Origin of the sequence: Rubripirellula tenax (assembly GCF_007860125.1) — a bacterium.
GTDB lineage: Bacteria > Planctomycetota > Planctomycetia > Pirellulales > Pirellulaceae > Rubripirellula > Rubripirellula tenax.
Genome location: NZ_SJPW01000001.1, coordinates 1,025,615 through 1,040,652, shown reverse-complemented (window position 1 = coordinate 1,040,652; position 15,038 = coordinate 1,025,615). Strand labels below are relative to the sequence as shown.

Below are 15,038 nucleotides of genomic sequence, written 5' to 3'. Positions count from 1 at the left end.
GGGGGGGGTGAAAGGGCGACCCGACATGGCCCCGCGACTCCGCTGGCGGGACGTAAGCTGTAAAGCAGCTGCGGAACAAAGAGCACACCCTGCGAGCGGAGTCGCAGGGCCACGAAGGGTGATCCAAAACGGGCAGCCTGATGTGGACCGGCGAACGGCGTACCGTGGCCTGCGTTTTGCTAGATATAGAACATCGCCGCGTCAGCTTCGACGCTTCGCCCCACCATGTCCGCCAAAGTCACCGATGCCAACACGTTTCGTGATGCTTCGGCGGCCTCGTCCCAAACCTCTTGCAGCCGTTCGTCTGCGATCGTCGACTTGCCCTCGACACTGCATCCCGAATCTTGGCCGCAACCCACCGCGTCGGCAATATCCAGCAGCGTGATTGACGCCGGTTCGACCGACAAAAGGTATCCCCCCTGGCTGCCCCGGACGCTTTGCACCCACCCCGACGATCGAAGCGTCCGCAGAATTTGAACCAAGAACGGGCCGGGAACGCCATGACGGTCGCTGATATCGCGGACCGTCACCGGTGCGGCTTGATCGCTGCGGACGGCAAGTTCGACCAAAGCCAGCGAAGCATAGTGAGCGCGTGCGGAAATCAGCATTTTGGTTTCTCCCGGGCTTCGGCAAGGACGAAGAGACGTAAACTACGAACTGTGAAGTCCGCACTCGGTTTTCTGAAATCCGGACCAGCGACCGGCTCGTTCGTCTTCGCCTTGCTGGGTCGCTCGCGTGCACGGTTGACATCCGACGCTGGGGAAACCTTGGTCGTGAAGCGGGTTGTACGGGATGTCGTTCTTTAAGATTAAGTCCCACACGTCCTTTTTCGACCAATTCGCCAACGGGCTGACTTTCACCAACTGAAACTTCTTGTCCCAACCCACGATTGGCGCCTTGGCTCGGTCCGGCGATTGGTCACGGCGAATCGCGCTGGCCCAAGCGTGCTGGCCCTTCGCAGCCCCGTGCAACGGCCGCAATTTGCGGTCAAAGCAGCATTGGTTGGGGTTCGTCGCGTAAAGCGGTCCGCCGTGCATCGCTTCGTACTCGGCCACCGTCGTGTCGGGCAACTTGTACTCGACCTCGATGCCGTAACGCTTTTTAACAGTCTCGCGCAGCTCAAGCGTTTCCTTGAATTGATAACCCGTGTCCAAATTAAACACCGGCGTGTCCGGCGCAATTTCGGACAACATGTAAAGAATCGTCATGCCCTCGGGGCCAAACGCCGTCGCCATCGTGAACTTGGGCGCGAACCGCTCGACCGACCACTTCAGGATTTCCTGGGGCGTCGCGGATTCCAGACTCAAGCTATCTCGGGCCAGTTCCGCCAAGAATTCGTCGGTCGGATGCAACGGCGGATCAGCCGCCAACGCCCCACGCGGCTCGCCCGAATCGATCGAAAAGACCTGCAGCGGCGGGTCCGGTTGTGACGAATTTGCGTTCATAGGGCGGTTCGGAAGGGATTGGGCAGACATCGCATCGGGCCTCGAGTGAAGCGATTTCACGATAGATTACAAACACGATCAAGATAGTCAAGTATGGTTATCGTCCGCCACTAATGCTACAATTGAGTCAAACGGGCGCTGTTCCCACACACGATTGGTCTACCCCGGGATAAACGCCATGCTGCGACGACTGATTGCCGGATCCATGCTGCTGATGCCCGCTGCGATCTACGCTGATTCGATCGAGATTTCGGGCGGCGGACACCTCAGCGGCGAGATCAAGTCGCAGGGCGATTTCGTGGTTGTCGAAGTGGACGACGAAATCCAGGTGGCTTTGCCACGAAGTCGCGTTCGCCGCATGGTGGATTCGGGCGAACTGGCGAAATATCAAGAACTGGCCGCCAAAACCGGCGACGACGCCGAATTGAATTACAAATTGGCCATTTGGTGCGTGACGGGCAACAACGTTCCCGGCCGAGCCCAATACTACAAACGGTTTCATCTGCAGCGGGCCGTCGAACTCGACCCCGACCACCCACAAGCCCGCGCGGCGTTGGGTTTCAAAAAGCACGAAGGCAAATGGATCCGCTCGGTCGATCTGATGCACGATCGAGGAATGATATCCGTGGGCGGCCGTTGGGAGCTTCCCGAGGCGGTCGCGCTGAACGAAACCGCCGAAGCATCCGAGATCGAAACGAAGACATGGAAGCGTGACGTCAGCCGTTTGGTCGGCATCGTCACCAAGGGATCGTCCAAAGCAGGCGAAGCAATGGATACGCTGCGTGCGATCAACGACCCAATGGCTGCGGGTGCGATCGCCGATCAACTGCTGCGATCCCGAAACAACCGTTCGCAATCATCGGGTCTGCGCCGCGTTTGGATCGACTTGCTGGGTCGCTTCAAGAACCGCACGTCCGTCCAAGCGCTCGTGCGTGCGGGTATCGAAGAGCCCGACGCTACGCTGCGTGAAGCGGCGCTCAAGCACTTACAGGAATACGGTGCTTCGTCGGCCGCGGCAACTTACTTGCCGATGTTGAAGGCGAATGACCACGACACCGTCAATCGCGCCGCCCGCGCGCTGTCGTGGTTTCCCGATCCCGAGATGGCGATGGAGTATGTCAACGCGCTGGTAACGACCCAAACCACGACCGGGCCCGCTGGCGCCGGAATGAACGTGGGATTCGGTGATAACGGGGCGAACGGAATGTCGAGCGGTTCCCAACCGATCGTGAATAAATCGACCAGCAACAACACGGCGGTGCTGGCGCTGTTGAAAGAGATCGAACCGGACGCCGATTTCGGCTACGACGAACGGGCATGGCAGGCGTACTTCGCCGCCAAGAAAACGGCGTTCAGCGGCGATCTGCGCCGTGATCGGTAGACCAGTGATCGGTAGACCAGTGATCGGTAGACCAGTGATCGGTAGCTGATGCATTGCAGATTTAATCAACCAGCAATACGCCGAATCTAGACGGGGACAACGTGTTTCCAGATCGCCCAAAAGTGGCACGTCGCCGCGGCCATCACAAACAGGTGCCACCCGGCGTGCAGATAGCGGACGCGATGATCGTTGACCAATAGTGAAACGCCCGCTGTGTAAAGAACGCCGCCGGCAATCATCCAGGCGACCAACACACCGGGTACTTGCCCGACCAACGGTATCGCAGGTAACCAACCCAGCAACAGATACGAAACTGTGCCGATCGAATTCACGCGGTGTTGGTGGCACACTTTGAAAAAGAATCCGACGCCCGCGGAAATCCAAATCGCAATCAAGAGCGGCGTGCGAGTTTCATCGGTACAGTACCGAAATGCGATCGGCGTGTAGGTGCCCGAGATCATCGTATAGATCATCGCTTGGTCCCAGGCTCGCATCGTGTTGAGCAGCGGTTGTCGTCGAACGACATGCGATAGCGTTGAACAAAAGAAGGTGCCGAAAACCGATGCCATGTACGCGGCACAGGCGACGGCCATTCCCGTGCTGATAACCGAAGCTTCGCGAATCAACAGGTACGCCAGGTACAGGCTGATCGCTGATGCGGCGCCGTGCGTCCACGCGTTCGCCCATTCCTGGTCCGGCTTGATCGGTGGCGGCGGCAGTTCGACGGACTTGGACGTTTGCTGGCGAGATTCCGACGTGACGCTCACGGAGCCAACCAACCTTTGCTCTTCATCCAACTTTCGCAGAGCCCACGCCACGCGTCGGTCGGGGCGCCTGCGATGCGACCGCCGAAACCGTGGCCGCCGGTCGCGAAGACGTGAAGGGAACTCGCAACGCCATGCTGCTTCAGCGTCGTAAACATGGTCACACTGCTGGCCGCATCGATCCGATCATCAGCCGCGTGTGCCAGAAACATCGGCGGCGAATTCTCATCTACCGCCAACGTATCGATCAGCTGGCTCGAATCGTCCTCTTGAACCAACCAAGCCGGATAGACCAGGACGGCAAAGTCCGGCGTGCAACTCGCCCCGTCCACCGAATCGACAGCATCATAATGACGCTCGCTAGCCAGCGCGGCGTGGGCAGCCGTGTTTCCCCCGGCGGAAAAACCAAGTACCCCCACACGTGACGGCCGCACGCCCTCGATCGTGCCGGCGCGGATCATGCTGATCGCCCGCTGAACATCTTGGACGGGTGCCTTCCATCGTGGGTCGGCTTCGCGAGTTGGCACGCGATACTTCAGTACGATGGCTGTAACGCCGATGGATTGAAACCACTGAGCAATTTCGGTGCCTTCCAAGTCCCACGCCAGAATCGAAAAACCGCCGCCGGGACAGATGACGACCGCCGTCGAGGTGTCGTTTTCAGCGGGGCGGTAAACGTGAACTTGCGGCGTCGAAACAAACCCAAGTCGAATCACGGGTTTTCCGGCGACGGGACGTCCGTCTGCACCCGACGTGTCGCGTTCAGATTCCGTCGGCGGTGTCCACTGCGGCGGCGACTTGGGCCACACGCTTAGGACTTGATCGGCGTCTTGGGCCATGACCGATGATGCGATGACGCTAAGCAGGATTAAGAATAGGTGGAAACGTTGCATGGGCTGCGATCGGTCGGAATGGGAATCGAAGGTTCGACGCCCAGCTTATACCAAAACGGTGTCAGCAACCGGACTACGGCAGGCGGCTGATCATGTTTCGGCCACTCAGTTGTTCAATGGCCTTCTGTAGCACCGCGTCTTCGGTGTCCAGCGTCAGTCGGCCTTCGTCGTCCGGGCGGGCCGCGATGTGCGTACTGGCAACCGGAACCGTCGGCACAACGCCGTTGTGGCTGATCGCTCGACCGCTTGGCGAGTAGAACTTGGCCGTTGTCAAACACAGCCCGAACGTTGCCGACTGCATCCGGAAGATGCCTTGAACGCTTCCTTTTCCGTAGCTGGTTTCGCCGACGATCACACCACGACCGCTGTCCGCGATGGCACCGGCGAAGATCTCGCTGGCACTTGCACTGTCGCCATCGATCAGCACGGCCAGGGGAACGTTCCACGTGTTGGGTCGGTGAGCGGCATAGTCGAAGTTCTCGCGAACATTTCGGCCACGCGTCGTCAGGATTCGCCCGTCGCTCATGAATCGATCAGCCACTTCGACCGCAGCCGACAACAAGCCACCGGGATTGCCACGAACATCGATGATCAGAGACTGCATCTTTTGACGTTGCAGATCCCAAAGTGCACGCTCGACGTCACGCGTCGTCGTTTTCTGGAAGTTGGTCAACCGCAGATAGCCGACGCGGGTGACCGGATCAACAAAGTGGACGTTTTCGACACAAGGAACTTCGACGCGACGGCGTTGAACATTCACATCGCGTTGAGTGCCATCGGTTCCGACGACGGTGATCGCGACGTAACTGTGTTCGGGGCCTCGCAACAGATCAGCGACGTATCCGGGTTCTTGTTCGTCGGTGCGAATGCCTTCGACGGCGATGATTTTCTCGCCGCCGCGGATACCGATTTCTTCGGCGGGTCCTTTTTCGATGACCGACAAGATTTGCAGGTGATCAGTTTTTGCTTTTAGCTCTAGACCCAGACCGACAAAGTTGCCTTCGATGTTGGAGAACATTTCTTCCAACTGCATCGGCGAAAGCAATCGAGTGTACGGGTCCAGCGTCGAAACGGCACCGCTTAGAAACTCCAGCACCGTTGCGGTGCCCGACAAACCAAGTTCGGCGTTCGCTTCGGCAGCAACAAAGGCCGCACTGGCTCGCAAGTCGAACCGAGTCGCCGTGCTGCGACCTTGTAGTTTGTGGTGGATCGTTTGCCGGAACGCTTCGACACGTTGTGGATCCGCACTGCCGAGCAATCGATCGACGAATTTTTCTTCCGATAGGGCAACTTCCAACGACGCGGTGCCATGGATCAAGACTCGAGCCCAGTCGACGTCTTCGACGTAATGCGTTTGCAGGTTAGCGAGAATTTCGGAATACAGATCCAAGGCTTGCGTCGTGCTCAATTCGCGGATGGACGCCAAGTAGCTCTGGTCTTGGTACCGACGATTGACATCGTGATGCAAGCGGCTGATCACCATCCGCTGATACAAGCCGACGCTTTCGGGGAACTCTCGCGTGGCTTTTTCGTAGTGGCGAATCGCCTCGCCCCACATGTGGTTCGCTTCGAGTTCACGCCCCTTGATGATGGCCGCTTGCTCACCGTCGATGGCCGGAGCGGTCGACGGAGCCACAACCGTTGGGTTAACGAAGTCTTCCGCATGTACGTGACCGCACGTCAAAAATGACTGGCCGAAAATAATGACGGTCGCGGGCACAACGAATGAAGTGCAGAACAAAAAGCGACCGGCGAGGCGTGCGACAAGATCCATGCGCGAAAAATCCATCGGCATCACTGGGGGGAGGCTCACACGGGCGAGGGGAGGCGCCGCGTGTTTCGTGGCCGAGCATTGGATGCTGGGAGGCTTGGCCACGGAAACATAGGTCACAAAGAATGCTTGGTCAAAAAACCAAATGGGCGGTGACCCTGAAAATTCAGCGCGGCCATCAAAGACGGAAAGGTCGATGAATAGTCGCCCCGATTGTTCGGGTGATCCGTGCAAACAAGGCAAAAGTATTTTGCACGTCTCGGCAAGTTTCACGGCGGCATGTTTCACCATCCATTCAACTCGCACCGCAAGCGCTTCCCAGCACTGATCACGACGCTCCATCACAGGAACGCCGCGGCGTCACAACCACGATAGGCGCTGTCCACCAGCAAGGCAAATCGGCACTCGACGTGGACCCGCGACTCCGCTCGCGGGACGTGAACTGCAAAGCAGTTCGTGACTGCGGCCGACGGGTTTCGGGTTTCGGCCAGAAAAAGATTGAACTTGAGTGAAACCTCGAATTTTTCTAACCTCCGCTCATCGATTCCACCTTCGGTTCAAAGGAGTGACCGACGATGCCACTGCAATCCGCCCGCCAACTTACGATCATGACCCAATTCATCCGCTCGCTTCGCCGACTTTTGCCTTCCGCGATCATCGCGGCCGCGATCGTCCTGATGACGGCCCAGTCGCCCGCCAACGGCCAAGAGTCGCTACCCGCGGCCAGCCAAGGCTCGACGAACAACATCGTTGCGGTCGTCAATGCGGACCCGATCTCGCGGAAGACGTTGGCCGATCAAGCCGTCCAGCGGTACGGCACCGATGTGATCGACAACATGATCAACCGTCACTTGATCCTGCAATCGTGCCAGCACAATGGCATCGAAGTCACCAAGCAAGACGTCACCGACGAAATTCGCCGTTTGTCGTCGAAGTTCGGTTTGTCGATGGACAGCTATCTGAAGCTGCTGAAGGAAGAACGGAACATCGACCCGAACCAATACAGTCGCGAAATCATCTGGCCGATGCTGGCCCTGCGCCGCTTGGTCGCGGATAAGGTCGATGTAACTCAAGAAGAATTCAACCAAGCCTTCGTCGCTCAGTTCGGCGAAGCCGTCAAATGCCGCCTGATCATGTGCGACAGCGAAGGCAAAATCCAAAAACTGCGTGAACAAGCGTTGGCCGATCCAAGCCAGTTCGCAAACTTAGCCAAACAGTTCAGTGAAGACGAATCCAGTGCCAGTGTCGGTGGCCTGATCCCGCCGATGCGTCGTTACAGCGGCGACACTCGCTTGGAAGAAGCCGCCTTTGGGCTGCAAGACGATGACATCTCGGAAGTCATGCAATTGGGCGACCAATGGATCATGTTACAAGCCGTGCGTCGGATTCCCGCCACGTCGCCAAGCCCGCAAGCCATGCCGGCCATCCGCGAACAAATCAGCGACCGAATTCGCGACGAAAAAATGCGTTCGGCAGCAACCGAATTGTTTTCCAAGTTGCAACAAGAAGCGAACGTCATCAAGGTGCTCGGTACACCGGAACTGGAACAACAGTATCCCGGCGCCGGCGCGATCATCAACGGCGAACAGATCACGTTGGGATTGATCGGCGAAGAGTGCATCAAACGCCACGGCGAAGAAGTGCTCGAGGGTGAAATCAATCGCAAGCTGCTGACGCAAGCCCTTCGCCAAGCCGGCAAGCGAGTCACCGACGCGGACCTGCAAGAAGAAATCGCCCGTGCAGCAACCAGCTACGGAATCCTCCGCAACGATGGCACGCCTGATACCGAAGCCTGGATGCAACAAGTGCTGTCCACCGGTAACGTGACTCGGAACGTCTACATGGAAGATTCCGTGTGGCCCAGCGTCGCACTGACAAAACTGGTCGAAGACGACTTGGTGCTGACCGATGCCGACCTGAAAGAAGGTTTCGAGTCCGCCTATGGTCCTCGCGTCGAAGTGTTGGCGTGCGTCCTGTCGGACCAACGCAGCGCTCAAAAGATTTGGGAAATGGCTCGCGACAATGCGACCGACGATTTCTTCGGACGACTCGCGTCTCAGTACAGCGTCGAACCGGTCTCGTCCAGCAACATGGGCAAAGTACCGCCGATCCGAAAACATGGCGGCCAACCAGCCGTGGAAAAAGAAGCTTTCTCGTTGAAGCCAGGCCAGCTAAGCGGCATCATCGCGACGGGTGGCAAGTACATCATTCTGCGTTGCCAAGGGTTCACCGAACCTGTCGTCACCGACCCCACAGCGGTCCAAAGCGAACTGGTGCGTGATTTGAAGGAAAAGAAGCTGCGTCGACTGATGGCCGACCGGATCGAAAATCTTCGAACCAAAGCCGAAATCGACAACTTCCTGACCGCTGCGAACGAGGCTCCACGGGTCGCGGAAGCTCGCTAGGAACGGCAAAACCACCAACAGGCCTGATGTCTGTCGTTGCCGAATCGAAGGGTTGAACGCCTGTCTTACCAGGTGCCAACCCGACGTTGGCTCGTCCAGTACACCCGGCAACGTGGCGACCGGGCAATTTTGTCGCTAACCCCTGGGCTTAATTGCGTGTCTGGTTGAGAATGTCCGAGAGGTTCCGCGAGAATGTTGCGGGCCATCTCGCCTTCGAGCCACACAGTCTTCATTATGACCGACAACCGCGAAAACGAACCCCACGACTTCCGAGACACCCCCAATATCGACGCCCCGGCGATCGATATGCCGATCACCGACCCGGTGCCGGAACCGTTTGCGGTCAAATTTGCCTCGCGCGTCGAACGACTGCCGCCCTACATGTTTGGGCGCATCAACAATCTGCTGTACCAGAAACGGCGAGCCGGTGACGACGTCATCGACATGGGCATGGGCAATCCGTCGGATCCCCCGGACCAAGTCGTCATCGACAAATTGACGTCGGCGGCGCTGGACCCCACCAACCACGGTTACAGCAAGTCCAACGGCATCGCCAACCTGCGCCGCGAAGTCGCCAGCAAGTACAACCGCAAGTATGGCGTTCGCTTGGACCCCGAACACGAGATCATCTCTTGCTTGGGCAGCAAAGAAGGTTTCTCGCACATGTGCTTGGCGCTGATGGGCCCCGGCGACACCGCTATGATTCCGTCGCCGTTTTTTCCCGTCCACATGTACGGCGTCATCTTGGCCGCCGGCAACGTCGTGTCGCTGGATGTCGCCGATCCCGATCTGTTTCTTCGCAACGTGGCCTACACGTGCGAACACATGGCGCCACGCCCGAAAGTGCTGATCGTCAACTATCCCCACAACCCGTCGTCGGCCGTCATCGAACCGGACTTCTTTGTCGAAGTCGTGCGATTGGCAAAACGATACGGCTTTATGGTCATTCACGACTTCGCCTATGCCGACGTCGCCTATGACGGTTACATGCCACCCAGCTTCTTGTCGGCCGACGGCGCCAAAGACGTCGGCGTCGAGTTCACGACGATGAGCAAGGGATACAACATGGCCGGTTGGCGAGTCGGTTTTTGTGCCGGCAACGCCGAAATGATTCGCGGCCTCGGCACGATCAAAGGCTACTACGACTACGGAATGTTCCAAGCGATTCAAATCGCCGCGATCGTTGCGCTTCGCGAAACCGAAGCGTCCGTCGAAAAGCAAAGCGTGATCTACCAAGGACGTCGCGACGTGCTGGTCAGCGGCTTGCGCCGCTTGGGTTGGAACGTTACGCCGCCCAAAGCAGGCATGTTCGTTTGGGCGGAAATTCCCGAGCCGTGGAAGAGTGCGATGAGCACGATGGACTTCGCGATGAAGCTGCTCGAAGAAGGCAACGTCGCCGTCAGCCCCGGCAGCGGTTTCGGAACCGGTGGCGAAGGATTCCTGCGCATGTCGTTGGTCGAAAATGAACAACGACTGCGTCAAGCGGTGCGGCACATCGGCAAATGCTTAGCCCAAGCACCCGCTGTTGCGAAATAGCTTTTTTCGTGTTCCTTTCGCAAAGTCGACAGTGAGTCTCTCTGCCCGCCACGCCACCTCGTTCCTAATGCCACGACGGCGACGGTTGCGAACGGACTTGCGAGCAAGCTGCGCCGATGCAACGGCATTCGGCGGCATGGTCGGGTTCGGCGAAACGTATCTGGTTGCGTTCGCGCTGGCCGTCGGAGTGAGCGAATTGATGGCCGGGCTGGTCGGGAGCCTGCCGTTGGTCGTCGGCGGACTACTGCAACTGGTATCGCCACGGCTAATTCGAATCATTGGCTCGCACAAACGCTGGGTCGTTTTGTGTTCATCGATCCAAGGGCTGGTGTTCTTGCCACTAATGGTTGCGGCCTACCGCGGATCGATCAGCGGCATCAGCCTATTGGTTATCGTCAGCATCTATTGGGGCGCGGGGCTGGCCGGAGGCCCGGCGTGGAACACGTGGATCGGCTCTGTGGTCCCGCCGTCGATTCGCCCGCGTTACTTTGCGTTCCGCACCCGCGCGTCACAGGTCGCCGTGTTCGTCGGAGTCTTGGCGGGCGGCTTGGGCCTGCAATGGGCCAGTCAAAACGATCGAGTCCTTTCGACCTACGCCATCTTGTTCGCCATCGCCGGGGCTTGCCGGTTTTTGTCCGTCGCGATGCTGACGCTGCAAAGCGAACCGACGCCGATCCCGGCCAACATGCAAACGATCCCGCTGGCCAAAGCGTTTCGGCTCCTTCGCACCCAGGACAGCGGCAAGCTGCTGATGTATCTGGCTGCCGTGCAAGTCGCCGCCCAGATCGCGGGACCTTACTTCACACCGTTCATGTTTCAAAAGCTGGGTCATAGCTACGGCCAGTACGTCACCCTGATCTCGGTCGCGTTCCTAGCCAAAGTGATCTCGCTGCCGTTGTGGGGACGAACCGCGCACCGGATCGGCCCTCGCAAGTTGTTGTGGATCGGCGGCATCGGCATTACACCGATGTCGGCGGCGTGGATGATTTCGGATTCGCTGACGTGGATCATCGTCGTGCAAGTCGCATCGGGCGTATTCTGGGCCGCCTATGAACTGGCGTTCTTCTTGTTGTTCTTTGATGCCATCAAAGTGGAAGAACGCACCAGCTTGTTGACGATGTACAACCTGATCAACACCGTCGCGTTTGTATCGGGCGCGCTGATTGGTGGCGCGATCTTGTCCGCGATGGGAACCAGCTACTTGGGCTACGGCGTCCTATTTTGCGCGTCTTCGATCGGCCGTGGCGCGGCGTTGCTGCTGCTATCAAAAGTCCCCGATATCCAAACCGGCAACGACGAAATCGGCCTAAGAACCCTCTCTGTCCGCCCCAACAGCGCAACCCTCGACACCCCCGTCGTCGCCAGCCTACCCGACGAACCCAAACACACCGAAGTGCATTGACCAAACAATGTCGGTCGATTTCGATCCGTCGAATCAGTCTCGTTCACGGGCGTCGGCAATGCCGTTTTTGTTTTTGTCGACAATGCCGGACATGGGATCGCTGATCGCGGCTTGCCAAGCGATTTTCCGAAAAACCCGATCAAGGTTGGTGCTGGGGTAATCTCCTTTTTGAGGAAACGGAACATCTCTTTCGATCAATTCGGGCGAACGACCATACAGGGTCGCGTAAAATACGTAGCCCTCGAGTGATTCCATTCCATGGCCGAGGTGTCCAAGTCGGTCTCGCCACAGCGAACGCTCGTGTCCGCCCACCGCTTTGTGAATCCCTTCGACGCCGGGCAGTTCCCCACGATGGTAGTACTCCACCGCAAGCACCATCGCTCGCGATGTCGGCAAAACGAAGACGCAGTCCCCATACATGTCGTTCAGTTCGCGAATGATCGGACCATACGCTTCTCGCTTTTCGGCGTGCATGCGAGCGACCACGGCATCGGTCAACTCGTCTTCGGTGGTAGGTATCGGATTGAGTTGATCGAGTTGCGGCCACGCATCGGAAAGATAAAACTTCATGTCCTGATCGTGCTTGCGACAAAAGTCGATCCAACACGAATAGTATTCCTTGCGATCATGAAAAAAGGGGCCCCACATCATCGCATCCCACTTTCCGCCCGCGATCGAGCTCAGCAGCTTTGGAACTGGTTTTTGATCGAAACTGAAAATTCCGTTCTCTTGTTCCCACTTGTAGCGTGAACTGCCCGTCACTCCGCCGCCAACATGCAAGACCGGCGCGGGCTGACGTAGCCCAGCCGAGCTTGTGATGATCGGCAATGTCGAATAACCCGGCATCATGAAGCTATGCCCAGTTCCGACAATCCTTAGTGATCCATCGACGGGTTTTTCGTACGAAACAACGGCCGTGCCTTTGTCACGACTTGCCTTTGCGTAAATCTCGGCGAGATCGGCAGCGGTTCGATAACACATCGCGTGATCGGGGAATCTTTCAGAACTCCAACCCGGATCCACGTAAAATTGCGTGTTGACGCCAGCCTTTTTCCGCGCCGGTTTCGCGTCCAACGCCGCGGACGGCGACTGCGACGAGACGTCTTGCGTGAAGCAGCCGAAGGCGACCCAAAGAAAACAAAACAGCACACACGGCCGACAGCCGGCATATTCACGGATACTCATCGTTGGTTTTCTCGTTGGAGATTGGAGCGAGTCCTGATACTGCTACCGTTCGACTTGGCGCTGCGGTCTTTCGACGACGATGCCGTACACTTCGATCGTCTTTCCTGCGTCATCCAGGATCGGTTGACCGCGGACCAGGACGTATTGATAGTCACCGCCGGCGACTTTTTGGCGGACGGATAATTCGTAGGCGGCGCCTGATTCGAGTGCCATTTCGAGCGCCAGTTGCAGTCGTCCTCGGTCATCGGGATGGATCATCTGCAGGTATTCTTCTTTGGTCGGCGTACCCTCTTCGCGAGCGCGGCCGGCCAATTCGAACGCTTCGGTGTTCCACGTCACCGAATCGGTCACGACGTCGTACGACCATGTCGCCAGGCCCGCCATTCGTTGCAGGTCTCGCAATCGAGCTCGACTTCGCTTCAGTTCGTTTTCTGCGACTTTCCGTTGCGAGATGTCACGCATCGTCGACACCAACATTTTCTCGCCTTGAACCTCGACCACGCGGGCGCCGATCAGCACGTCGATCGTGTGGCCATCGGTGTGATAGAACTGGGCTTCAAAATCATCGACGGCTCCGTACTGTTTGACGCGATCGACCATCAGGGTGCGGCGTTTGGGGCAAACCCATAGATTCAATTCGCCGATTCGTTCGCCGACAACTTGATCGGGGGTGTAACCGAACAACTTTGCAAAGGCTTGATTGGATTCGACGATCTTTCCACTCACCACTTGAACCAGCAAGCCGGCATCGGGCGAATGGGTGAACAGCGTTGAATAACGAGACACTGCTTTCTGGCTGGCGTCGCGTCGCATCCGGTGAAACTTGACCATCTCGGCTTCGTCCGATTCCGATTCGCCGGCAGCAGCGTAAAGGTTGGTCGCCAGATCAAAGTCACCTCGTTCGGTAGCGATCCTCGCGAATTCCAATTGCATGCGACGGCGGACTTCGTGAGCCTTTTGGTTGTCGGGCCAGGTCTCGATCGCTTCACCCAACAGTGCGTCGGCAATCCCGTAGTCACGGTATCGATCGATCGCATCGGCGGCGTCGTCTTGGTTGGCAACTTGCCGGATCGCGCGACGGACCAATCGCGCGCTTTGTTCGTGTTCACGTTGATTTTTGATGGCGGCAACAAAAGCGTCGACGCTGTCAAACCGATCGGCCGGATCGGTTGCCATCGCGGTCAACGCGATGTCCATCAATTCGCCTTCGACGTCAGTGGGTTGCAGAACGTTATTGGCGGCCGCCTGCAAGCACTCCAATAACGTTTTGCCGCTGTGCGGCGGTTTGCCCGCTAAAATTTGGAACAGAATCGCGCCCAGTAAATACACGTCGGTTTGAAACGTGATGTCGCCTGCCGATGCGGACGCCAGCTCGGGCGCCATGTAGGCGGGCGTCCCACCAATCGACATCTGCGCGTCATTGCGTTCACCGGTGCTGCCATAATGGATCGCCAAACCCCAATCGGCCAACAAGACTTCACCAAATCGACCCAACATCACGTTTTCGGGTTTGATGTCGCGGTGAATCAAACCTCGCGAGTGAGCGTAGCGAATCGCGTCAGCGACCCGCATCAAATTTTCCATGTTCTGTTCGGGCGAAAGTTCGCCGATCTGCTTGTCCCAGCTCGTGCCGTCGATGCACTTCATCGAATAGAACAAGGCACCCGCTTTGTCAGCATAGACTTCGTGTAACGCGATCACGTTGGGATGGTCGAGTCCGCCAATGACGCGTGCCTCGGCCAGAAAACGTTCTCGCGACGATGCCTTGACCGCCAATTCAGCCCGCAACATTTTGACCGCGACTTCACGATCGACGGCGCGTTGGTGAGCCTGAAAGACGACGCCTGTCCCGCCTGCGCCCAATTGGCCGACGATGCGATAGTCGGTGTCTTCGACCGATGCCGTGCCGATGTTGGCGATCTGGCGGCGTGGAACGAAGCCGACATCCGGTGGCAAATCGATCGAGACCGTATCGTCGATCGCAAACTCGAGCGTTTCCATTTGGACATTCGGCGCCGACGCCAAATTCCAATTCGGGTGGGTCGGTTCGTCGAGTAGTTGCGTCGATAGCTCGATCGTCTTTTCGTCAAACGGGATCCCGTCAAGCTGGTCCCGCCAGCGGGGATTTTCCAGGATCGAGCCCAATAAACCCGCGTGAACGACGTTCGGAGTAACGGTTTTCGGATCGGTCGTTTGCGGAGCCATCGGTATCAGTTGTGCCGCGGGAAGGATGTTGGATTGGTGACCAGCGATGCT

At 57.9% G+C, this 15,038-nt stretch carries 11 protein-coding genes; 4 read left to right on the top strand and 7 right to left on the bottom strand.

Features of this window, described 5'->3' with window-relative positions:
* Nucleotides 1–179: 179 nt before the first annotated feature.
* On the bottom strand, nt 180–608 hold the full coding sequence (locus tag Poly51_RS03850; protein ID WP_146454390.1) for an Rrf2 family transcriptional regulator: 429 nt from the start codon (nt 606–608) through the stop codon (nt 180–182).
* 42 nt (nt 609–650) lie between these two features.
* A complete protein-coding gene (locus Poly51_RS03845; RefSeq protein WP_146454388.1) occupies nt 651–1,445 on the bottom strand; it encodes a phosphoadenylyl-sulfate reductase in 795 nt (264 codons plus the stop codon).
* 178 nt (nt 1,446–1,623) lie between these two features.
* On the opposite strand from Poly51_RS03845, the gene Poly51_RS03840 reads away from it, so the two are divergent.
* On the top strand, nt 1,624–2,826 hold the full coding sequence (locus tag Poly51_RS03840) for a HEAT repeat domain-containing protein (protein WP_146454386.1): 1,203 nt from the start codon (nt 1,624–1,626) through the stop codon (nt 2,824–2,826).
* An 86-nt stretch (nt 2,827–2,912) separates the two neighbouring features.
* On the opposite strand, the gene trhA is transcribed toward Poly51_RS03840, so the two are convergent.
* The 3 genes from trhA to Poly51_RS03825 form a co-directional block, all read right to left on the bottom strand.
* Nucleotides 2,913–3,593, bottom strand: coding sequence for a PAQR family membrane homeostasis protein TrhA (gene trhA, locus Poly51_RS03835; RefSeq protein ID WP_246114242.1), 681 nt, complete (start codon nt 3,591–3,593; stop codon nt 2,913–2,915).
* The gene (locus tag Poly51_RS03830) at nt 3,590–4,483 is read right to left on the bottom strand and encodes an alpha/beta hydrolase (protein WP_146454384.1); all 894 of its coding nucleotides are present in this window, start codon (nt 4,481–4,483) and stop codon (nt 3,590–3,592) included. Before Poly51_RS03830 ends, trhA begins: the two co-directional genes overlap by 4 nt.
* Before the next feature lie 73 nt (nt 4,484–4,556).
* A complete protein-coding gene (locus Poly51_RS03825) occupies nt 4,557–6,257 on the bottom strand; it encodes a S41 family peptidase (RefSeq protein ID WP_186775320.1) in 1,701 nt (566 codons plus the stop codon).
* A 572-nt stretch (nt 6,258–6,829) separates the two neighbouring features.
* On the opposite strand from Poly51_RS03825, the gene Poly51_RS03820 reads away from it, so the two are divergent.
* The 3 genes from Poly51_RS03820 to Poly51_RS03810 all read left to right on the top strand — a co-directional run bounded on the left by Poly51_RS03820 (nt 6,830) and on the right by Poly51_RS03810 (nt 11,597).
* Entirely contained in the window at nt 6,830–8,659 is a 1,830-nt protein-coding gene (locus Poly51_RS03820; RefSeq protein WP_246114241.1) for a peptidylprolyl isomerase, read from the top strand.
* 234 nt (nt 8,660–8,893) lie between these two features.
* On the top strand, nt 8,894–10,195 hold the full coding sequence (locus Poly51_RS03815) for an aminotransferase class I/II-fold pyridoxal phosphate-dependent enzyme (protein WP_146454379.1): 1,302 nt from the start codon (nt 8,894–8,896) through the stop codon (nt 10,193–10,195).
* Nucleotides 10,196–10,262: 67 nt separating this feature from the next.
* Nucleotides 10,263–11,597 carry an MFS transporter gene (locus Poly51_RS03810; protein WP_186775319.1) on the top strand — a complete coding sequence of 445 codons (1,335 nt, stop codon included), beginning with the start codon at nt 10,263–10,265 and terminating at the stop codon, nt 11,595–11,597.
* A 33-nt stretch (nt 11,598–11,630) separates the two neighbouring features.
* Here the strand turns inward: Poly51_RS03810 and Poly51_RS03805 are convergent, their stop codons facing one another.
* Entirely contained in the window at nt 11,631–12,782 is a 1,152-nt protein-coding gene (locus tag Poly51_RS03805; protein ID WP_146454375.1) for a hypothetical protein, read from the bottom strand.
* A gap of 42 nt (nt 12,783–12,824) precedes the next feature.
* Complete coding sequence (locus Poly51_RS03800; RefSeq protein ID WP_146454374.1) at nt 12,825–14,987, bottom strand: protein kinase domain-containing protein; 2,163 nt, start codon at nt 14,985–14,987, stop codon at nt 12,825–12,827.
* Between the last annotated feature and the right edge of the window lie 51 nt (nt 14,988–15,038).